General features: G+C 64.5%; 19 protein-coding genes. 9 read left to right on the top strand and 10 right to left on the bottom strand.

Annotation, left to right across the window (positions count from 1 at the left end; all coding sequences use genetic code 11):
- Nucleotides 1–14 precede the first annotated feature (14 nt).
- The 3 genes from I6F24_RS09665 to I6F24_RS09655 form a co-directional block, all read right to left on the bottom strand.
- Complete coding sequence (locus tag I6F24_RS09665; RefSeq protein WP_036000566.1) at nt 15–2204, bottom strand: RNA degradosome polyphosphate kinase; 2190 nt, start codon at nt 2202–2204, stop codon at nt 15–17.
- Nucleotides 2205–2339: 135 nt separating this feature from the next.
- Nucleotides 2340–3017, bottom strand: coding sequence for a DnaA/Hda family protein (locus tag I6F24_RS09660; RefSeq protein ID WP_036000575.1), 678 nt, complete (start codon nt 3015–3017; stop codon nt 2340–2342).
- 92 nt (nt 3018–3109) lie between these two features.
- Nucleotides 3110–3652 carry a CDP-alcohol phosphatidyltransferase family protein gene (locus tag I6F24_RS09655; protein ID WP_057028980.1) on the bottom strand — a complete coding sequence of 181 codons (543 nt, stop codon included), beginning with the start codon at nt 3650–3652 and terminating at the stop codon, nt 3110–3112.
- A gap of 156 nt (nt 3653–3808) precedes the next feature.
- On the opposite strand from I6F24_RS09655, the gene purM reads away from it, so the two are divergent.
- Both purM and purN read left to right on the top strand, forming a co-directional pair.
- Nucleotides 3809–4882 carry a phosphoribosylformylglycinamidine cyclo-ligase gene (gene purM / locus I6F24_RS09650; protein ID WP_225149510.1) on the top strand — a complete coding sequence of 358 codons (1074 nt, stop codon included), beginning with the start codon at nt 3809–3811 and terminating at the stop codon, nt 4880–4882.
- 14 nt (nt 4883–4896) lie between these two features.
- Entirely contained in the window at nt 4897–5550 is a 654-nt protein-coding gene (gene purN, locus I6F24_RS09645; RefSeq protein WP_225114159.1) for a phosphoribosylglycinamide formyltransferase, read from the top strand.
- Nucleotides 5551–5846: 296 nt separating this feature from the next.
- Here the strand turns inward: purN and I6F24_RS09640 are convergent, their stop codons facing one another.
- Nucleotides 5847–6053: a cold-shock protein gene (locus I6F24_RS09640; protein ID WP_027576280.1), complete on the bottom strand. Its 207-nt coding sequence runs from the start codon at nt 6051–6053 to the stop codon at nt 5847–5849.
- A 379-nt stretch (nt 6054–6432) separates the two neighbouring features.
- Here I6F24_RS09640 and I6F24_RS09635 point away from each other — a divergent pair, with 379 nt between their 5' ends.
- Nucleotides 6433–7599, top strand: a complete 1167-nt coding sequence (locus I6F24_RS09635; RefSeq protein WP_225149511.1) for an autotransporter outer membrane beta-barrel domain-containing protein — start codon at nt 6433–6435, stop codon at nt 7597–7599.
- A 17-nt stretch (nt 7600–7616) separates the two neighbouring features.
- On the opposite strand, the gene I6F24_RS09630 is transcribed toward I6F24_RS09635, so the two are convergent.
- Entirely contained in the window at nt 7617–8657 is a 1041-nt protein-coding gene (locus I6F24_RS09630) for a LysR family transcriptional regulator (protein ID WP_036000552.1), read from the bottom strand.
- 68 nt (nt 8658–8725) lie between these two features.
- Between I6F24_RS09630 and I6F24_RS09625 the strand changes: the two genes are divergently transcribed.
- The 5 genes from I6F24_RS09625 to I6F24_RS09605 all read left to right on the top strand — a co-directional run bounded on the left by I6F24_RS09625 (nt 8726) and on the right by I6F24_RS09605 (nt 12319).
- A complete protein-coding gene (locus I6F24_RS09625; RefSeq protein ID WP_036022739.1) occupies nt 8726–9343 on the top strand; it encodes a hypothetical protein in 618 nt (205 codons plus the stop codon).
- On the top strand, nt 9330–9950 hold the full coding sequence (locus tag I6F24_RS09620) for a GNAT family N-acetyltransferase (protein WP_036000546.1): 621 nt from the start codon (nt 9330–9332) through the stop codon (nt 9948–9950). The genes I6F24_RS09625 and I6F24_RS09620 overlap by 14 nt, the downstream gene beginning before the upstream one ends.
- A 25-nt stretch (nt 9951–9975) precedes the next feature.
- Entirely contained in the window at nt 9976–10539 is a 564-nt protein-coding gene (locus I6F24_RS09615) for an isochorismatase family protein (protein ID WP_109143983.1), read from the top strand.
- 30 nt (nt 10540–10569) lie between these two features.
- Nucleotides 10570–10740: a hypothetical protein gene (locus tag I6F24_RS09610; RefSeq protein WP_167361657.1), complete on the top strand. Its 171-nt coding sequence runs from the start codon at nt 10570–10572 to the stop codon at nt 10738–10740.
- 196 nt (nt 10741–10936) lie between these two features.
- A complete protein-coding gene (locus tag I6F24_RS09605) occupies nt 10937–12319 on the top strand; it encodes an aspartate aminotransferase family protein (RefSeq protein WP_036022740.1) in 1383 nt (460 codons plus the stop codon).
- 168 nt (nt 12320–12487) lie between these two features.
- On the opposite strand, the gene rnd is transcribed toward I6F24_RS09605, so the two are convergent.
- Together rnd and I6F24_RS09595 are read right to left on the bottom strand one after the other, a co-directional pair.
- Nucleotides 12488–13636: a ribonuclease D gene (gene rnd, locus I6F24_RS09600; protein ID WP_036000537.1), complete on the bottom strand. Its 1149-nt coding sequence runs from the start codon at nt 13634–13636 to the stop codon at nt 12488–12490.
- 351 nt (nt 13637–13987) lie between these two features.
- Entirely contained in the window at nt 13988–14887 is a 900-nt protein-coding gene (locus I6F24_RS09595; protein WP_225149512.1) for a LysR family transcriptional regulator, read from the bottom strand.
- Nucleotides 14888–14990: 103 nt separating this feature from the next.
- Between I6F24_RS09595 and I6F24_RS09590 the strand changes: the two genes are divergently transcribed.
- Nucleotides 14991–15980, top strand: coding sequence for a zinc-dependent alcohol dehydrogenase family protein (locus I6F24_RS09590; RefSeq protein ID WP_036022743.1), 990 nt, complete (start codon nt 14991–14993; stop codon nt 15978–15980).
- Nucleotides 15981–16056: 76 nt separating this feature from the next.
- On the opposite strand, the gene I6F24_RS09585 is transcribed toward I6F24_RS09590, so the two are convergent.
- Genes I6F24_RS09585 through I6F24_RS09575 form a run of 3 tightly spaced genes read right to left on the bottom strand, consistent with a single transcriptional unit; the run spans nt 16057 to nt 19216 of the window.
- Complete coding sequence (locus I6F24_RS09585; RefSeq protein WP_225149513.1) at nt 16057–17388, bottom strand: ABC transporter substrate-binding protein; 1332 nt, start codon at nt 17386–17388, stop codon at nt 16057–16059.
- Nucleotides 17389–17399: 11 nt separating this feature from the next.
- A complete protein-coding gene (locus I6F24_RS09580) occupies nt 17400–18269 on the bottom strand; it encodes a carbohydrate ABC transporter permease (RefSeq protein WP_036022745.1) in 870 nt (289 codons plus the stop codon).
- A complete protein-coding gene (locus tag I6F24_RS09575; RefSeq protein WP_074447895.1) occupies nt 18266–19216 on the bottom strand; it encodes a sugar ABC transporter permease in 951 nt (316 codons plus the stop codon). The genes I6F24_RS09580 and I6F24_RS09575 overlap by 4 nt, the downstream gene beginning before the upstream one ends.

Below are 19216 nucleotides of genomic sequence, written 5' to 3'. Positions count from 1 at the left end.
TCGCAAATCCCCGATCAGGATTGATGACGTTCGTTCCGGCGCGTGAGACGACGCGGCGAGGATTCCTTGAGCGACTTTCCACGGCCAGACAGACTCGGATTCGTCATGAAGTAGTTGTGGACGTTGAAAGGCTCCTCGCCCTTCGCGGTCTTCATACGCGTTGAAGACCCATCCGGCAACAACTGCCAGCTCTGCTCATTGTCCTTCAGGTTCGCGACCATGATCTGTTCGAGAACCTGCTGATGCACCGTCGGATTTTGCAGCGGACACAGCACCTCGACGCGGCGGTCGAGGTTGCGCGGCATCATGTCGGCGGACGAGATATACACAGCCGCTTTCGCGCTCGGCAGTCCCTGGCCCATGCCGAAGCAGTAGATTCGGCCATGTTCCAGGAAGCGGCCGATGATCGACTTGACGCGGATGTTCTCCGACAGACCGGGAATGCCGGGCCTGAGGCAGCAGATGCCGCGCACCACGAGCTCGACCTGGACACCGGCCTGCGAGGCCTCGTAGAGCGCGTCGATGATATCAGGGTCGACCAGCGCGTTCATCTTCATCCAGACCGCGCCGGGACGGCCATGCCGCGCATGTGCGGTCTCGCCCTGGATGTGCTCGATGATGCGCTTGCGCAAGGTCAGCGGCGACACCGCCATTTTTTCCAGATCGCTCGGCGCGGCATAGCCGGTGATGAAATTGAACACGCGCGCGGCATCGCGGCCGATCGTCGGGTCCGAGGTGAAGTAGGAGAGATCGGTGTAGATGCGCGCGGTGACCGGGTGATAATTGCCGGTGCCGGTATGGACGTAGGTCGTCAGGCTGCCGCCCTCGCGGCGCACCACCATCGAGAGCTTCGCGTGCGTCTTCAATTCGAGGAAGCCGTAGACGACCTGCACGCCGGCGCGTTCGAGATCGCGTGCCCAGCGGATGTTGGCTTCTTCGTCGAACCGCGCTTTCAGCTCGATCAGCGCGGTGACTGATTTGCCGGCTTCGGCCGCTTCGGCCAGCGCGCGCACGATCGGTGAATTGTTGGAGGTGCGGTAGAGCGTCTGCTTGATCGCAACGACGTCGGGGTCGCGCGTGGCCTGCTGCAGGAATTGCACCACCACGTCGAACGACTCGTAGGGATGGTGGACGATCAGGTCCTTCTGCCGGATCGCGGCGAAGATGTCGCCGCCATGCTCGCGCACGCGTTCGGGGTGGCGCGGCACGTAAGGGGTGAATTCGAGGTCGGGCCGGTCGAGGCGGGTGAGCTGCGAGAGCTCGTTCATCGCCTGCACGCCGTCGACCAGGAAGATCTCGTCGTCGGCGGCGGAGAGCGCGTGCTGCACGAAGCTGCGCAGCTGCTCCGGCATCTTGGCGTCGATCTCGAGCCGGATCACCGATCCGCGGCGGCGGCGCTTCAGTGCGGTCTCGAACAGGCGGACGAGATCTTCGGCCTCCTCCTCGATTTCGAGCTCGGAGTCGCGGATGATCCGGAAGGCGCCTTGGCCGTGCAGATTGTAGCCGGGGAACAGGCGGTTGATGAACAGGGCGGTGGCCTGCTCCAGCGAGATCAGGCGCACCGTGCCATCCGCCGGCAGGCGGATGAAGCGGTCGATCTTGCCGGGCATGCGGATCAGCGCGTTCATCTGCTTGCCGTCGGCAGCGCGCGTGAGCTGCAGTGCGATGGTGAAGCCGAGGCTCGGAATGAACGGGAAAGGGTGGGCCGGATCGATCGCCAGCGGGGTCAGGAGAGGGAACACGTTGTGGAGGAAGTAGTCCTCGATCCAGGTTCGTTCCGCCTTTGTGACGTCCTTGCCGTCGACCAGCACGATGCCGACCTCGGCCAACGTGGCGCGCAGGTCGCGCCAGATCGCCTGCTGGTCGGAGGCGAGCTGGGAGACGGTGCGGTTGATCAGCGCCAGCTGCTCGGACGGCGTCAGGCCGTCGGGGCTGCGCTCGGCGATGCCCTCGCGGACCTGGGCCTTGATGCCGGCGACCCGAACCATGAAGAACTCGTCGAGGTTATTGGCCGAAATCGACAGGAATCGCACCCGCTCCAGCACGGGGTGGCTCGGGTTGACCGATTCCTCCAGGACGCGGCGGTTGAAATGCAGCCAGGACAGCTCGCGGTTGATGAACCGCTCGGGACTGGACGCGATCGCCGGAAGGCTCTCGGTTTCCGGGGCTTTCTCTTTCGTTTCAACAGCTTGCGCAGAGTCCATCAGAAGTCGGTCCATCCAGTTCACCCCAATTGCGACTCAAGCGCAAAAATCGGCGGGAGCATGTGTTAGAGCGATGACGTTTCGATGACATTGATGTTCCGCCCCCGCGCCGCGTCAAGCGGGCCCGCGAGCTTGTCAGGCGTCCCGGAGCAGCTCAGCGGCCAGCGCCCGGGTGACGGGACGGCCGAGCCGTAGGGCTTCGCTGTCGAGCAGCTCGACGGCCCGCCGGGCGGCAGCCGAGGACCGCTCCAGGCGCGTCGCGAGGTAGCCGACCACGCTCTCGTCCACATTGAGCTGGCGGTCGGCGCAGAACTTGACGATGAGGCCGCGGAACAGCTGGTCGTCGGGAGGCAGCAGCGTGACCGCCGGAACGGCCCGCAGGCGCGAGCGCAGGTCGCGAAGCTCGATCGGAAGCGCGGCCGGCGCCTCGCGGCCGGTGAACAGGACGTAGGCGCCGTCCTCGCGGGCGAGGTTCATCAGGTGAAACAGGGCACGCTCGTCGAAGTCCCCAGCCTTGAGATCCTCGACCACCAGCGCGCCGGTGGCGAGCGCGCCGGGCACGTCCGTCGCGGTCAGCGCATTGGCGGTGGTCGAGCGGGCGCCGGCTTCCTCGGCCCAGATCGCGGCCAGATGGCTCTTGCCGCTTCCTTCCGGGCCCGCCAGCCACATGATCCGGTTCGGCCATTCCGGCCAGCCGTCGATGAGGCCTAGACCGGCCGCATTGGCGGGGCCTTCGAGGAAGTTGTCCCGGCTGAGGCTCTCCGCATGCGGAAGCGCAAACGCCAATTGTCGGGGATGAACGCGGCCTGCCACGCTTGCTCTGCTCCATGCCGGCGCGCCGGCCCGCTTGTAGAGATTCGACTTGATGGTGCGGGACTTGGCCTTTTGCTGGGCTGCTTCCCCGCTCATTTGGCCTCGATCGTGCTCATGTGCCGCAGCCACTCGACGAGATAGAGCGACACGGAGGAGAGCGTGAAGACCGTGACGAGACCCATCAGGATGACATCATAAGGCGCGGGCTTGAAGCCGAAGGCAAGCGCCGCCAGCACCAAAGCTGCGAATGCCACTTGTGCCACCGTGTTGAGCTTGGAGACTTTCGACGGCTTCATCTCGACCGGCCGGTCGAACAACCAGGACACGATCACGGCGGCGACAATCATGATGTCGCGCGAGACCACCAGGATCACGATCCAGCGCGGGATCGCGCCCCAGATGCCGAGCGCCATGTAGATCGAGACCAGCAGCGCCTTGTCGGCGAGCGGATCGAGCAGGGCGCCGAGCTCGCTCGTCATGTTGAAGCGCTTGGCCAAAAAGCCGTCCACGGCATCGCTGATGCCGGCGATCAGGAAGACGGCGAACGCCACCTCCATTTGGCTCGACACGATGGCCCAGACGATGATCGGGACCAGCATGATGCGGCCCAAGGTAATGATATTCGGAATACTCACGAAAGCGCTTCCCGGCACCGGTTCTGACCTCAAATCCGGCCCGTTGCAGGCTGAACCGGTTGATATGTCTACATAGTATAGCGGGGAGCGCCATGCGAGCCATTGCGCGTCCCCGGAATTCAACGTAACCAGCCGCAAACCCACTGGAAATCGGGCATGACCGACCGCAAAAACGGCCTCACTTACGCCGATTCAGGCGTCGATATCGACGCGGGCAACCGCCTGGTCGACCTGATCAAGCCGATGGTGCGCGCCACCGCGCGGCCGGGCGCCGATGCCGAGATCGGCGGCTTCGGCGGCCTGTTCGACCTCAAGGCGGCCGGCTTCAAGGATCCGGTCCTCGTGGCCGCGACCGACGGTGTCGGTACCAAAGTCAAGATCGCGATCGAGACCGGCCTGCATGGCGGCATCGGCATCGACCTCGTCGCCATGAGCGTCAACGACATCGTGGTCCAGGGCGCCGAGCCACTGTTTTTCCTGGACTATTTCGCCTGCGGCAAGCTCGATCCGGAGGCCACGGCCGCCATCGTCGCGGGCGTTGCGGAGGGATGCCGCGAATCCGGCTGCGCTTTGATCGGCGGGGAGACTGCCGAAATGCCCGGCCTCTACAAGGACGGCGACTACGATCTCGGCGGCTTTGCCGTCGGCGCCGCCGAGCGCGGTACGTTGTTGCCGCGCAAGGACATCGCCGCGGGCGATGCCGTGATCGGTCTCGCTTCGTCCGGCGTGCATTCCAACGGCTTCTCGCTGGTCCGCAAGATCGTCGAGCAGTCGGGCCTCGGCTTCGAGGCGCAGGCGCCGTTCGCGCCGGTGATGACGCTCGGCGGCGCGCTGCTGACGCCGACCAGGCTGTACGTGAAATCCTGCCTGCGCGCGATCCGCGAGACCGGGGCGGTGAAGGGGCTCGCCCACATCACCGGCGGCGGCTTCACCGACAACATCCCGCGCGTGCTGCCGAAGCATCTCGGTGTCGGCATCGACCTGGCACGCCTGCCGGTGCTGCCGGTGTTCAAATGGCTGGCGGCCCAAGCCGGCATCGCCGAGCTGGAAATGCTGCGCACCTTCAATTGCGGCATCGGCATGATCGCGATCGTCGAGCCCGACAAGGTCGACAAGGTCGTCGAAGTCTTCACCGACGCAGGCGAGACCGTGGCGCAGCTCGGCACCGTGATTCCGGCCGAGGGCGAGCACCGCGTCGTCTATAACGGCCACCTCGACATGGCGCTATAATGACTGGCGCCGTGATGAAGCGCCGCGTCGCCATCCTGATTTCCGGGCGCGGCTCCAACATGGCTGCGCTGATCAGGGCAGCCGCCGCCGCGGATTTCCCGGCGGAGATCTCGCTCGTCATCTCTAACAAGGCGGATGCGCCCGGCCTCGAACGCGCCCGGGCGAGCGGCGTGACCACCGAGGTGATCGAAAGCAAGCCGTTCGGCAGGGACCGCGCCGGCTTCGAGACGGTGCTGCAGGCCGCGCTCGACAAGCACGGCATCGAGCTGATTTGTCTCGGCGGCTTCATGCGCCTGTTCACGGCCGAGTTCACCAAGGCCTGGTACGGGCGGATGCTCAACATCCATCCCTCGCTGCTGCCATCGTTCCCCGGCCTCGACCCGCACGGCCAGGCCCTGCGCGCCGGCGTCAAGCTCTCCGGCGCGACGGTCCACTTCGTCATTCCCGAGACCGATGCCGGCCCGATCGTGATGCAGGGCGCGGTTCCCGTCAGCGACCACGATACCGCGGAGACGCTGTCCGAGCGCATCCTCGAAGTCGAGCACCGCATCTATCCCGAGGCGCTGCGGCTGCTCGCGGCCGGCAAGGTCCGCATCGAGGGCGATGTCTGCAAGACGGCGGGAAGCGCAGCGTCGGAGAATTTTTTGGTATCGCCGGTGGTGAGTTAGACAGCTCGGGACTCAGGAGCCGTAGAGCAGTCGATCGACCAGTCTGCCGACTTGCCGGGGGTGATCGAACACACCCGCGAATGCCTCGTCGGGAGGGTCCGAGCCGAAAACATCGAACGGCGTGAGTGCCTTCTCGTCGCACGACGAAGCTGGGCGTTGGAGTTCGTCGGCCGTCGTCTCTGGTCGATTGGTGATATTCGTTGCTCCAGCTAAGCGCTGTTTTGCTGCAGTTCGAAACAAAATCCCCCGGCAGAGCCGGGGGCAACGTCATGATCGCTCGCATGACGCGAGAGACATCAGGAAACCTTGAGGTTCTCCGCGGATGATTTGCCGCGGTTCTCCACGAGGTCGAATTCAACCACCTGGTTCTCGTTGAGGGTGGAAAGTCCGGCACGCTCGACGGCGGAGATGTGGACGAACACGTCCTTGTCGCTGCCATTCGGCTTGATGAACCCATAGCCCTTTGTCGGGTTGAACCATTTGACGGTGCCCTTTTGCGGCATCGCTCGTCTCCTCCACTAGATATAAAAACGACGCGGCCGCTTTTTCGCGTGCCACGCCACAAACGGGCTCCCCGAAGTCTGTTCGAGTCTTGAGGCGCAATGTCGCGAAACGCACAGCAAACGGCCAATTCCGATTGTGAACGTTATTGCAACATGAAATTCGCCGGCTAGCAAGCCGCGCGCGGATTTCAAGAGCAAGCCAGGTGCCTTCAAGCGCAATTTGCGACCTGTGGCAGCAGAACCACAATCGGTGCAATAGCCTCGGCCGTTATGCGCCAACCGGTTGACCCCTCGTGGCAGTTCGGCCCAAATCGCCGCAAGCGCCGCAGACCGTGTTGCATTTTTGCGCGCCCGCCACTTCGCTTTCGGGATTCATCGCATGCGCTGCGCCGCGCAGCTCTTCGGGAGACGGCAGACGATCGGGCTGGACCGCGTCCGGCGGATCGTGGCTGCGCTCGCGATGGCGTTTGCGCTGGTCGTGACGATGGCGGCCGTGAGCCCCGGCTTCGCGCAAAGCACGCCCACACCGACCCCGACGCCCACGCCGACACCCACGCCGTCACCGACCCCGATTCCGTCGCCGACCTCGACCAATCAAAATCAGTCAGCCGGCAACAGCATGCTCAATTTCGGCTCAGGCTTTCTGGAGCGGCTCGGCAACCAGGCTTCGGGCGGCGTCAGCCGGGCGTTCCGCACCAATCCGGGCGGCGGCGGCGCCTCGGTGGCTGCGGAAGATCCGCGCTACCGCACCTGGTTCGAGGGCTATGGCCTGTCGGTTCGCACCGAAGCGCAAGGCGACTTCGTCGGCGACAAGCGCAAGACCTTCGGCGGCGTTGCCGGCTTTGGCGCGCGGCTCGCACCCGGCGTCAACATCGGATTCTCCGTCGACCACAGCCACACCGACATCGACGTGCCGCTGGCGCTGCAATCCGCAACCCTCGATCTCACCCAGCTCGGCTTCAGCGGCTCCGTCGACAAGGGCCCGTGGACCTGGGCCTTTGCCGTGGTGCACGGCTTCGGCAAGGTCCATTCCAGCCGCGATACCGGCCTTGGCCTTGCGACCGCGCGCTATCGCGCCGCCGTGGACGGCGCGCTGACCGAGATCAGCTATTACTGGACCAAGGACGAGATGCGCATCGTGCCCAAGGGCGCGCTGGAATATGTGCGTGCCACCAGCGCCGCGTTCCAGGAGACCGGCGGGCTCGATCCGCTCAACGTCGGCTCGTCGGCGCTCTCGCGCGCGCGCATCATGCTCGGGGCCGAGGTCGGCCGCTATTTCATCATCGACCAGAAGATCCTGGACCTCTCGGCCTACGGCAAGTTCGTCGACAATTTCCACCAGGACCTCGGATCCATCCAGGTCAGTCTGGGCGCCCAGAACGTCATCGTCCCCGGCATCGGCGAGAGCCGTTACGGCGCGGATGCCGGCGCCTCGGCTTCGCTCAGCCTGACCAACGTGGCGAGGCTCTACGTCAATTACGACGGCAAATTTCGCAACGAGCTCACCTCGCACCAGGGCACGCTCGGCTTCGAATACAAATGGTGAGCTGACGCTCGCCTGCGTTAAGTCGGCGCCGTCGCCACGTATCCCGCCAGGCCAAAGCCCTCGCGCGCCGCCGTCATCATCGGCACCAGCGCGTTCGGATGGATGAACTCGTCGCGGAAGCACGGATAGGTCCTGGCATCGAAGATCTTCTTCAGCCAGTCGACCACGATCTTGTGCCGCTCGGAGCTGCGGAACTCCTTGTGATAGGTGAGCCAGAGATCGGCGTGATGGCTGACGCCGAGATCGACCGCAACGAGCGGCGCACCGAGCGCGATCGATACCGTCGGCAGGAAGCCGATGCCGGCGCCGCGCTCCACCGCGTAGAGCACGCCCACCGACGAATTGGTCTTGATCCCGACGATGCCTTCGAGCGACTTCAGCCCGAGCACGCGGGCATAGGCGCCGTCGTCGACCTGCGGCGCGCTCTGCTTGATGATGCGGTGATTGTTCAGTTCGGCGAGCGTTGCCGGCACGCCGTAGAGGCTTTCATACTCCTTGGAGACGAAGGGATAGATGTGGAGGCGGCCGAGCTTGGCGACGATCAGATCGGGATTGGTCGGCGGCTCGAGCTGGATCGCGATATCGGATTCGAGCCGCGCGACGTCGGCCTGCTCCATCGCGCAGCGCAGATCGACCGTGATCTTGCGGTACGTCTTCTGGAAGTCGATCAGCCGCGGCAGGATCCAGAAATTGCCGGGGCCTTCCGTCACCGCGACGCGAACGGTGCCCGAGGTGTCGTTCGAGGACCGCGCCGCGCGGCGGAAGACGTTGAAGGCATGACGCTCCATATGCGTGACGTCGGCGATCATCGCGGCGCCTTCATCGCTGAGCGTCAGCCCGCTCTGGTCGCGCAGGAACAGCTTGCACCCAATGCTCTCCTCGAGCCGGTCGATGCGGCGCATCAGCGTGGTGGAGGTGAGGCCGAGCTCTTCGGCGGCATTCCGAAAACTTTTAAATTTTGCGCACGCTAAAAACAGCTTCAAATCATCCCAGGACGCGCCCAGGGCTTCTTCACGGTGCTGCATCATCGCAGCACCCCGGTGCAATAACTGCTGCATACTCCTGATCCCCAACCGCTAAGCTCGTCGTAGCGGGGCATGAAAGCCTCGAACGATAGAGGCGCGACATGAGTATGGAAAGGGGCACGTTTGCCGCAAGGCATGATTTCGATGCCTTGCCGTTGAGCCCGGACGTCGACGTCCGCTGTGCGCAATTTTCCGAAATTGGAGCGCTTTCGGAGATGGCGCACCGGCTGGTGCCGGGCGTGCAGATCGGGACGGCGGAGCTTGCCAAATATTACGTCTTCGATCCCCAGAGCATCCTGACATTCAGCCGCAAAGGCAAGCTCGTCGGCGGCATGGCCTTCCTGTTTCTCAATGACCGCGGACATGACGCGCTGCTGCTCGACGAGATTTGCCTCACCGCGCCCGAGACGCGTTATCTCGCATCGGCAGACGAAGACGTCGCTGCCATCTACATCTGGGCGATCGCGGCGACGGGCCGCGGCATCGCCGGTCTCGGTAAGGCCGCGGCTCATCTGCGGCAGATAAGGTTTCGCGATGCGGATTGCTATGCGCAGCCGTCAACGGTGGCCGGACGCGACATCATGAAGGCGACAGGCTTTGCGCCCGTCCCGAGCTTCCAACCCGACCTTTGGTGCTACGAGCGGCCCTGGCATCGACAGCCGATACGCATGCCGGGAGCGATCATCCAATCAAGGAGCTTTGCAGATGCACGGTACTAGGATTCCAGTCGCCAAGCCCTGTTCCCGCGCCATCACCATCCGCCTCGCGCGCGACCCAAGCGATCTCATGCTGGTGACCGCCATCCGCTCGGCGGTCTACCTCGCCGAGCAGGATTGTCCGTTCGAGGAGGAGTTCGACGGCAACGACATGGTCGCGGCGCATTTCATCGGCTTCGTCGGCAACGAGCCTGCGGGCTGCCTGCGGGTGCGCTTCTTCGGCGATTTCGCCAAGGTGGAGCGGCTTGCGGTGCGTCACCAATATCGGCGCTCGCGCGTCTCGTTCAAGCTGGTGCAGGCCAGTGTCGATTATGTGAAGCGCAAGGGCTTTCGCAAGATCTACGGCCAGGCGCAGGACCGGCTGGTCGATTTCTGGGCCCATTTCGGCGCCAAGCCGCTCGGTCACAACCGCAAGATCACGTTCTCGGATTTCTCCTACACGGAGATGCTGCTGGAGATCGAGCCGGGCCCGGACGCCATCACGCTGGATAGCGATCCCTATGTGATTATTCGTCCCGAGGGCGATTGGGACCGTCCTGGCGTGCTCGATGCCTCGGCCGGGCGGGCGGTGACCTCGCCGCTGCGGGACCTCGCGCTCGCCGACCGCTGAAACAGGTGCAGCTGCGCGCAACTCGATGCTGGTTTCAATGCACGATGATCCGCCGATCCTGGTCTGTGCGGATCTTCAGGTCGAGTACCTGACTCCCGGCCGCCGTCACGTTATCCGCGACGGCGATGCGACGGCGGCGCGCTGCCTGGAACTCCTGACGCTGTGGCGCAGCAATCTATGGCCGGTGATGCATCTGAAGCGCATCGCGCAGGCGGCCTGGTTCAATCCGTCATCCAGGCTGACCGATTGGATCGCGGAGACCAGGCCACAACCGGGCGAGATGACGTTCGAGCACCCGCTGCCGTCCGCCTACAGCTCGTCGCGGTTTGGCGGCCACATGTCCGCTATCCGCACCACACGCTGCATCCTGATCGGCTTTTCCCTGGACGAGACCATCCTGGCCACTGCCGTCGAGGGGTTTCACCGCAGTCATCGCTACCATGTGATCACCGACGCGGTGGCTTGCCGGCAGCCGGGCACGGACGATGCCGCGGCCTACCGGCATGCGGTAGTGGATGTCATTGCGAATTTTGCTACAATCCAGTCCAGCGCCGAACTGATCAGAACCAGCGGCGCCGTTGCGGTGTAGGCGGCCGCGGCCGGTCGATGGGGTTGAGAATTGTCGCGGGGAGACGAGCTCAAGGAGCTGGCGAGCGATCTGTCGCATGCCGCCGAGAAGGCGCGCAGGCTTGGGCTGCCTACCACGGTCTACTTGCTCTCGATGGCGCTGATGGAGGTGAGGGAAGCCGTTTCCGCCACCGACGAAGTGGACGACGACGGCGCGGCGTGAGAGCTGCCCAGCCCGATTCTGCGATCCGCGGTCCTGTCATGTGCGGCTTTGTGCATCGCTGCTGAGCGCTTGCCGCCGACGAATTGGCATTGCAAGTTTTGCGTCGTGGCAATAGCCAAGTACTTGAGACAAGTACTCGCCATCGAGTGATGACGCCGGCCCGCCGGCGGCGTGACGCTTTTAGGGATCATCGCAAATGTCCATGCTGCCCAATTCGCAAGAGGCCCGGGATGTGGCCTATCAGCTCCATCCCTACACCAATGCGCGCACGCATCAGCAGGCCGGTCCGCTGGTGATCGAGCGCGGCGAGGGGCCTTACGTCTTCGACGCGTCGGGCAAGCGCTATTTCGAAGCCATGGCGGGCCTGTGGAGCGTCGGGCTCGGCTTCAACGAGAAGCGACTGGTCGAGGCGGCGCACAAGCAGATGCAGGCGCTGCCGTTCTACCATACGTTCTCCGCCAAATCGCACGGTCCGTCGATCGACCTCGCCGAGAAGCTGGTCGCGCTCGCGCCGGTGCCCATGAGCAAGGTGTTCTTCACCAATTCCGGCTCGGAAGCGAACGACACCGTGTTGAAGCTGATCGCCTATCGCTCCAACGCGCTGGGCCAACCGCAGCGCAAGAAGGTGATCAGCCGCCTGCGTGCCTATCACGGCGTCACCATCGCATCCGCCAGCCTCACGGGCCTGCCGAACAACCATCGCTCGTTCGACCTGCCGCTGCCGAACATCCTGCATACGGGCTCGCCGCACTTCTACAAGGACGGCGCCCCCGGCGAGAGCGAGGAAGCCTTCGCCACGCGCCGGGCCGAGGAGCTCGACGCCCTGATCCAGAAGGAAGGGCCGGATACGATCGCGGCGTTCTTCGGCGAGCCGGTGATGGGGGCGGGCGGTGTCGTGGTGCCGCCGGCGACCTATTGGGACAAGATCCAGAAGGTCCTGAAGAAGTACGACATTCTCCTGGTCGCCGACGAGGTGATCTGCGGTTTCGGCCGCACTGGCAAGATGTTCGGCTGCGAGACCTACGGCATCAAGCCCGATGCGATCGTCGTCTCCAAGCAGATCACATCGAGCTATTTCCCGCTCTCGGCGATCATCCTGAACGACCGCATGTTCGAGCCGATCGCGGACGAGAGCAACAAGATCGGCGTGCTCGGCCACGGCTTCACCGCGGGCGGCCATCCGGTCGGCTCGGCGATTGCGCTGGAGAACCTCAAGATCATCGAGGAGCGCGGCCTCGTCGCACACGCGGCCGAGCTCGGTGGCTACATGCAGGGCCGCTTGCGTGAACTCGCCAGCCACCCGCTGGTCGGCGAGGTCCGCGGCGTCGGCATGATCGCCGCGCTCGAGCTCGTGCTCGACAAGGCGCGCAAGACCGCCGCCACTACGCCGGGCGCCGTCGGCGGCATCGCCAGCCGCATGCTCCAGGAGCGCGGCGTGATCTCGCGCAACATGCTCGATGCCATCGCGATCTGCCCGCCGCTGATCACGACCAAGGCCCAGATCGACGAACTGGTGGACGCGATCTCCGGCGTGCTGAACGACATGAAGAGCGAAGTGGCGAAGCTGACGCCGGCGTAAGGCTTCGTCGCTCTCTCCGTCGTCATTGCGAGGAGCTCTTGCGACGAAGCAATCCAGACTGTTTCCGACGAGGAATTCTGGATTGCTTCCCTGAACCTGTCATCGGGCCCGCGCTTCGCGCGGAGCCGTTGGCTCGCAATGACGGGAAATCGGCGCGACAGCGTGCCCCTACGCCCGCTGCACCCCGATCACGCGGCCTTTCTCGATCGCGAGCGCGAGCTCGCCGCGCTTGAGCTTCAGCGCGGCGTCGCCGAACAGCTCGCGGCGCCAACCGCGCAAGGCGGGCACGTCGGCCTCATCGTCCGCCGCGATCTCCTCTAAGTCGTCGACGGTCGCGATCACCTTGCTTGCGACTGCGTGGCGCTCGGCGGTCATCCGCAACAGCACCTTCAACAGCTCGACGATGGCGGCGCCGTTGGAATTGTTGCGCGGTTTCTCCAGCTTGGGCAGCTTCGAGAAGTCCCGCGCCAGCCCCCGCTCGACCGCGGCGATGATGTCCGCGCCCCATTTGGATTTCTCGAACCCCTTCGGCACCGAGCGAAGGTGGGCGAGCTTCTCCAGCGTGGTCGGCGCGTGGGTCGCGATGTCGGTGACGGCTTCGTCGCGCAGCACGCGGCCGCGCGGCACGTCGCGGCTCTGCGCCTCCTGTTCGCGCCAGGCCGCGACCTCCATCAGCACCGCGAGGTCTTTGGGCTTGCGGACCCGCGTCTTCAGGCGCTCCCAGGCGCGCTCGGGATGGAAATCATAGGTGCGGGGGGAGGTCAGGACCTCCATCTCGATGGAGACCCATTCGCTGCGGCGGCGTTTCTTCAGGTCGGCGTCGAGCGCGGCGAACACGTCGCGCAGATGGGTGACGTCGGAGACCGCGTAATGCATCTGCTCCTTGGTCAGCGGCCGGCGCGACCAGTCGGTGAAGCGGTGGGTCTTGTCCGGGCGGTGGCCGGTGACCTTCTCGACCAGGGCGTCATAGGCGATGCTGTCGCCGTAACCGAGCACCATCGCAGCGACCTGGGTGTCGAACACCGGGTGCGGGATGATGCCCGCCTGGTGCCAGATGATCTCAATGTCCTGGCGGGCGGCGTGAAACACCTTGAGCACGCCCTCGTTGCCCATCAGCTCGAAGAACGGCTTGAGATCGATCCCCTCGGCCAGGGTGTCGATGACCACGGCTTCCTCGGCGCTGGCCATCTGCACCACGCACAGCAGCGGGTAGTAAGTGGTCTCGCGCAGGAATTCGGTATCGACTGTTATGACGGGGTGCTTGGCCAGCCGGCTGCAGGCAGCCGCGAGGTCAGCGGTGGTGGTAATTAAATCCATGAACGGCCCATGACACTTGGTATCAGCCGTTCCGCCGAAAGTGCTGTGATGTCAAGGGGCTCTAAGCGAATTCGAGCCTTGCATCGGGCCGGAATCGTCCCTTTCCGACGAAATTCCTATTCGTAACGGATCCGGTGCGAGGATTTGCGGGCGCAGGGCAGCGCCACCACGATCACGCACATGGCGACCAAGGCCAATCCCAGGAACTCGAAAACCAACAGATCCACGGCGAAATCTCCAGAAACATTGATAGATTTGTCGGGGCGGCGTTGAGGGTCTGTTAATTCTCGTGGTTACCGGCGCCAGGCCGGGCCGGATGGTGGACGAGAAGTTAATTGGGCGCAGCCATGGTCACGCCATCAGCTTCGGCAAGCCGGTCGCGAGGATGTCCACGGCAGCGCGCACCTTCGGCGGCAGCCGGGGTGAGCGCGGCCAGAGAGCGTGGCACTCGTAGAGGAATTGGGGCTGACTGCTGAAGAGATTGACCAGCGCACCCGTGTCGAGGCGCTCGCGGACCAGCCAATAGGGTAGCCAGGCGAGACCCATGCCTTGTGCCGCGGCATCGGCAATCGCCTCCAGGTCGTCAAGTCGGAGCCGGCCCGATGGCATGATCTCGCGCGGAGGCGCGCCCTCCTGCGGAAAGAGCCACGGCCGGACACGCCCTGAGCCGCGATAGATGATCGCTTGATGGGCGGCGAGATCTTCGAGCGATTTCGGCCTGCCGCTCGTGCGCAAATACGACCGCGCGCCACATACCACCATGCGCTGGCTTGCGATGCGCCGTGCGATCAGGCCGGACTGGTCGTCGAGATCGCCGGTTCGGATTGCCAGATCGTAGCCGGCCTCGACGATGTCGGCAATCGGATCGCCGAACGAGAGGTCGAGTTCGAGATGCGGATATTTCCGCGCGAGCTTCATCAGCAACGGCGCAATGCAGTGCCGTCCCAGCAGGGCCGGCATGGTGACGCGCAGCCTGCCGCGCGGCTCCGACAGCTGGTCGGCAACGACGCTATCTGCGGCTTCGGCCTCGCTCAGCACCGCGCGGCAGCGTTCGTAGTAGGCCTGGCCGGCGTCGGTCAGGCTCTGGCGCCGCGTGGTGCGGTTGAGGAGCCGCGCCCCGAGGCGCTCTTCGAGGAAACGGACGTGCTTGCCAACCATCGGCCCCGACATCTCCAGGGCATCGGCCGCAGCCGCGAACGAGCCGAGATCGACGGCTCTGACGAAGACGGCCATGCTGGTCAGGCGGTCCATGATTGAAAACTCCTGGTTTCGACTTTTGGCTTGCTTGGGCGATTTATTCTCTTCGCACGGATCGGCATAGCTCTATTCAGTTCAACTGTTTTGGAGTGCATCCATGGCCCGCGCCGTTCGCTTTTATCGCCATGGTGGTCCCGACGTGCTGCGCATCGAAACCATCGATGTTCCGCCACCGGCGACGGGCGAGGTGCAGATCCGGGTCAAGGCACTCGGCCTCAATCGCGCCGAGGCCTTGTTGCGAGCGGGGACCTATATCGAGCGCGCGACATTTCCATCTGGGCTGGGTCTCGAGGCGGCCGGCATCGTCGAAGCGGTCGGGGACGATGTGACGAGCTTTGTGCCGGGCGATATCGTGAGCATCGTGCCGCCGCTGTCGATGGTGCGACGGCCGGCCTATGCCGAGCTCGCGACGTTTCCGGCCGAACTCATCGTGAAACATCCGCCGGAGCTCGGCTTCAAGAAGGCGGCGGCCGTGTGGATGCAGTATCTGACGGCCTACGGCGCTTTGGTCGACATCGCCCGACTTGGTCGAGGGGACATCGTCGCCATCACCGCTGCATCCAGCAGCGTCGGGATTGCGGCGATTCAGATTGCGAACCGGGTCGGCGCGACCGCGGTCGCGCTGACGCGGACCTCGGCCAAGCTTGGGGCCTTGCGCGATGCCGGCGCGGCCCATGTCGTCGCCTCGGACGAAGACGACATTCGGGCGCGGCTGGAGGCGATCGCCGGATCTAACGGGGTCCGCGTCGTCTTCGACGCCGTCGGTGGTCCCGCGTTCGAGCCGCTGACCGCGGCCATGTCGCCGGGCGGAATCCTGATCGAATATGGTGGATTGAGTCCTGAGCCGACGCCGTTTCCGCTCTTCAACGTGTTGACGAAGAGCCTGGTGTTGCGCGGCTACCTCGTGCACGAGATCATCCGCAATCCCGCGCGCCTCGCGCAGGCCAAGGCGTTCATTCTCGACGGGCTGTCGGATCGCACGTTGCAGCCTGTCATCGCCCGAACGTTCCGCTTCGAGGACATCGTCGAAGCGCATCGGTTTCTGGAGTCGAACGATCAGTTCGGCAAGATCGTGGTGACGATCTGATCGAGCACATTCCCAACGCATTCGGCGCCCCGCATGACGGGGCGCCGAAGCTTGTTCGTGCGATGGACTACCGATTTTACGGCAGCTTCAGCGACGTCTCAGCGTTGTACGGCTTGAGCGTCTCGTCGGCGGCTTTCTGGGCAGCGGCGAGGGCTTCCTTCGGCTGCTTCTTGCCGTTGAGGACCAGCATCACCTCGTCCTCGAGGTTCTTGCGCACCGGCACGGTCTTGTAGGTCGCAAACCACGGCTTTGCGACGTCGAGCTGCTCGACGGCGGTCTTGGCGTCCGGGTTCTTGCCCAGGAATTCGACCATCTCCGGCGTCGTGTAGGCGGCCATGTTCGGCGCGAAATAGCCGGTGGCGCGGCTCCACCAGCCGCTCTTCTCGGGCGAGGTCATCCACTTGATCAGCGTCCAGGCGGCCTTCTGCTTGTCGGCCTCAAGCCCGGCCGGCATGATCAGGGAGGCGCCCCCGATCGGCACCGCGTTGCGGACGTTGCGCGGGATGAAGGCGACCTTGTAGGCGAACTTGGCGTTGTCGCGCACGTAAGTGAGCGAGCCCGTCGACAGCATCATCATCGCGGCATTGCCCGAGATGAAGGAGGTGCTGACGGCGGGACCAGGCGTGGCGCCGGGCGTGTGGACCTTGTGCTTGTAAATGAGGTCATTCCACCAGGTCAGTGCACCCAGCATCGAGGGCGTGTCGTAATAGACCTCGCCGCCGAACTCCTCGTTGTAGAAGCGGCCGCCATTGCTCATGGTGAGCGTTTCCATCATCCAGCCGCAATAATCGTAGGCGCAGGGGATTGCGATGCCCCATTGGGTCACCTTGTCGCCCTCGCGCTTGGTCAGCTTCTTGGCCCAGTCGGTGAGCTCGGCCCAGGTCTGCGGCGGCTTGCTCGGATCAAGGCCCGCTTCCTTGGCCTTGTCGGCGTTGATGTAGAGCAGCGGCGTCGAATTGTGGAACGGCACGCCGTAGACCGAGCGGTTGATCACGGCATTGCCGTGCAGCGCCGGGAAGAACTGGCCGAGGAACTGGTCCTTGGTGGTGCCGTCGGCCTTGATCAGCGCATCGAGATTGGTGAGCTCGTTCTCGATCTGCATGTCGAGCAGGAAGTTCGCCGACATGATCACGGCGGCCGGCGGCTTGCCGGCCTTGATCGCGGCGCGCGTCTTGATCAGCGTGTCGTCATAGGAGCCGGTGTAGACGGCAGTCGCCTTGACGTTGGGATGAGTCTCGTTGAACTCCTTGATCAGGGTGCCCATGTCGCGGGCGAGCTTGCCGTCGACGGGGACGGGAAAGAACAGGTCGACCTCGGTCGGACCTTCGGCCTTGGCCGGAACGGCGAGGGCGCCTGCCATGGTGCCTACCATGGCCAGGCCGAGCATGAGCCTGCGGGAGAACAGCATCGGAAAATCTCCTATTTGATGCCTGAGGTGACGAAAGAGCTGATGAAGCGTTTCTGGAAGATCAGGAAGGCGACGAGCAGAGGCGCGATCACCATGAGCGTGCCGGCGGCGATGGTGCCCCAGGCCTGCGTGCCTTCGGCGGTCTTGGTGAAGACGGAGAGGCCGATCGTGAGCGGGCGCTTGTCCGGCGAATTGATCACCATCAGCGGCCACAGGAAGTCGTTCCAGTGGCTGGTCACGGAGATGATGGCGAAGGCCGAGAAGCTCGGCATCGACAGCGGCACGTAGATGTGGCGGATGCGCTGGAACAGACCGGCGCCATCGATCAGCGCGGCGTCTTCCAGCTCGGTCGGAATGGCCTCGAACGCCTGGCGCATCAGGAAGGTGCCGAAGGCCGAGGCGAAGAACGGCATCATCACCCCGGTGAGCGTGTCGTAGAGACCGAGCTGCGCCACCAGTGACAGGTTCGGCACGATCAGCAGCACCGGCACCAGCATCAGCTGCATCAGGAACAGGTGGAAGATCGGCGTCTTGCCGGCGAAATCGAGGCGCGCAAAGGCAAAGCCGGCCAGCGTGATCGTGACGAACTGCACCAGGAGGATGCCGGTGCAGATGATCGTGGTGTTGAGCGTGTAGCGCGGAAAGTCGCCGATCTCCCAGGCGTCCCTGACATTGTCGAGCGTGGGCTTGAGGCTCGGCATCAGCTCGGCCATGGCGTTGATGCCGTCGGAGGCCGGGCGCAGCGTCGCGACGACCATCCACAGGAAGGGGATCAGCCAGACCATCGCGAGCAGCACGGTCAGGGCGAAGCCGAGCTTGGGCGTGATCTCGCCGCGGGTGGCGAGCGGGGCGTCCTTCCACAGCGTATCAAACAGCTTCATGGCCCGCCCTCGCGGCTCGCCATGGTGCGGAAGGACAGCGCGGTGAGGGCCATCAGCGCGGCGAGCGTCAGCAGCGTCGCCGCCGAAGCTTTGCCGATGTCGTAGTGCTCGACCGCCTGCTGGTAGATGTAGAACAGCACGAGGTTGGTCGAATTGGACGGTCCGCCCTGAGTCATGACGAAGACGTGGTCGACCTGCGTCACCGCATTCAGCGTGGCGATGACGGTGACGAACAGGAAGGTGGGCTTGAGCTCCGGCAGGATGATATGGCGCAGCCGCCGATACGGTCCGGCGCCGTCGAGATGCGCCGCCTCCATCACGTCCTCGGGCACGGCCTGGAGGCCGGCGAGGAAGAACAGCATGTAATAGCCGGCGTTCTTCCAGATCGTGATGACCATGATCGCATAGAGCGCGATGTCGGGATCGCCGAGCCAGTTCGGCAGCACCGGCAGCAGCCGGCCGATGTAATAGTCGAGCAGGCCGACATTCGGCAGGAAGATGAACAGGAACAGCGCCGAGGCCGCGACCATCGGGATCAGCACCGGCAGGAACAGCGCGGCGCGCAGCGCGCTGTTCACGGCATGAGTGCGCGCCAGCGCCAGCGCGAACAACAGCGCAAGCGCGATGCTCGGCACTGCCGTGCCGACGGCGTAGATCAAATTGTTGACGACGGCTCCTGCGAAAGCGGGGTCGGCAAGCACCGCGCTGATGTTCTCAAAGCCGACGAAACGCACCGGCGCCTTCGGCGTCGCGCGCTGATAGAGCGCATCGATCAGCACGCGCCCCATCGCGCCATAGGTGAACAGCGCGAGGAAGACCAGCGAGGGCAGGAGCAGCAGATAGGCCGGCAGCGAGGCCTTGAAGCGGCTCGTGAACCGCTTCAGGAGGTGCAGACGCGGTGCCGCCGACGTCGCGACCGGGAGAGCCGCGGGTTCAGCGAGGCTCAT

The organism is Bradyrhizobium sp. BRP23 (assembly GCF_020194135.1).
Lineage (GTDB): Bacteria > Pseudomonadota > Alphaproteobacteria > Rhizobiales > Xanthobacteraceae > Bradyrhizobium > Bradyrhizobium yuanmingense.
Note: the sequence above shows the minus strand (reverse complement) of the source record. Positions and strands in the feature narration are given on the sequence as shown.

What these genes read in the sequence shown, in the direction of transcription:
- purM (WP_225149510.1), top strand. Translation starts at nt 3,809, where the DNA reads ATGACCGACCGCAAAAACGGCCTCACTTACGCCGATTCAGGCGTCGAT.
- I6F24_RS09605 (WP_036022740.1), top strand. Translation starts at nt 10,937, where the DNA reads ATGTCCATGCTGCCCAATTCGCAAGAGGCCCGGGATGTGGCCTATCAG.
- I6F24_RS09575 (WP_074447895.1), bottom strand. Translation starts at nt 19,216, where the DNA reads ATGAGCCTCGCTGAACCCGCGGCTCTCCCGGTCGCGACGTCGGCGGCA.
- I6F24_RS09635 (WP_225149511.1), top strand. Translation starts at nt 6,433, where the DNA reads ATGCGCTGCGCCGCGCAGCTCTTCGGGAGACGGCAGACGATCGGGCTG.
- I6F24_RS09640 (WP_027576280.1), bottom strand. Translation starts at nt 6,053, where the DNA reads ATGCCGCAAAAGGGCACCGTCAAATGGTTCAACCCGACAAAGGGCTAT.
- I6F24_RS09620 (WP_036000546.1), top strand. Translation starts at nt 9,330, where the DNA reads ATGCACGGTACTAGGATTCCAGTCGCCAAGCCCTGTTCCCGCGCCATC.
- I6F24_RS09585 (WP_225149513.1), bottom strand. Translation starts at nt 17,388, where the DNA reads ATGCTGTTCTCCCGCAGGCTCATGCTCGGCCTGGCCATGGTAGGCACC.
- I6F24_RS09595 (WP_225149512.1), bottom strand. Translation starts at nt 14,887, where the DNA reads ATGGACCGCCTGACCAGCATGGCCGTCTTCGTCAGAGCCGTCGATCTC.
- purN (WP_225114159.1), top strand. Translation starts at nt 4,897, where the DNA reads ATGAAGCGCCGCGTCGCCATCCTGATTTCCGGGCGCGGCTCCAACATG.
- I6F24_RS09615 (WP_109143983.1), top strand. Translation starts at nt 9,976, where the DNA reads ATGCTGGTTTCAATGCACGATGATCCGCCGATCCTGGTCTGTGCGGAT.
- I6F24_RS09580 (WP_036022745.1), bottom strand. Translation starts at nt 18,269, where the DNA reads ATGAAGCTGTTTGATACGCTGTGGAAGGACGCCCCGCTCGCCACCCGC.
- I6F24_RS09625 (WP_036022739.1), top strand. Translation starts at nt 8,726, where the DNA reads ATGAGTATGGAAAGGGGCACGTTTGCCGCAAGGCATGATTTCGATGCC.
- I6F24_RS09665 (WP_036000566.1), bottom strand. Translation starts at nt 2,204, where the DNA reads ATGGACTCTGCGCAAGCTGTTGAAACGAAAGAGAAAGCCCCGGAAACC.
- I6F24_RS09630 (WP_036000552.1), bottom strand. Translation starts at nt 8,657, where the DNA reads ATGCAGCAGTTATTGCACCGGGGTGCTGCGATGATGCAGCACCGTGAA.
- rnd (WP_036000537.1), bottom strand. Translation starts at nt 13,636, where the DNA reads ATGGATTTAATTACCACCACCGCTGACCTCGCGGCTGCCTGCAGCCGG.
- I6F24_RS09590 (WP_036022743.1), top strand. Translation starts at nt 14,991, where the DNA reads ATGGCCCGCGCCGTTCGCTTTTATCGCCATGGTGGTCCCGACGTGCTG.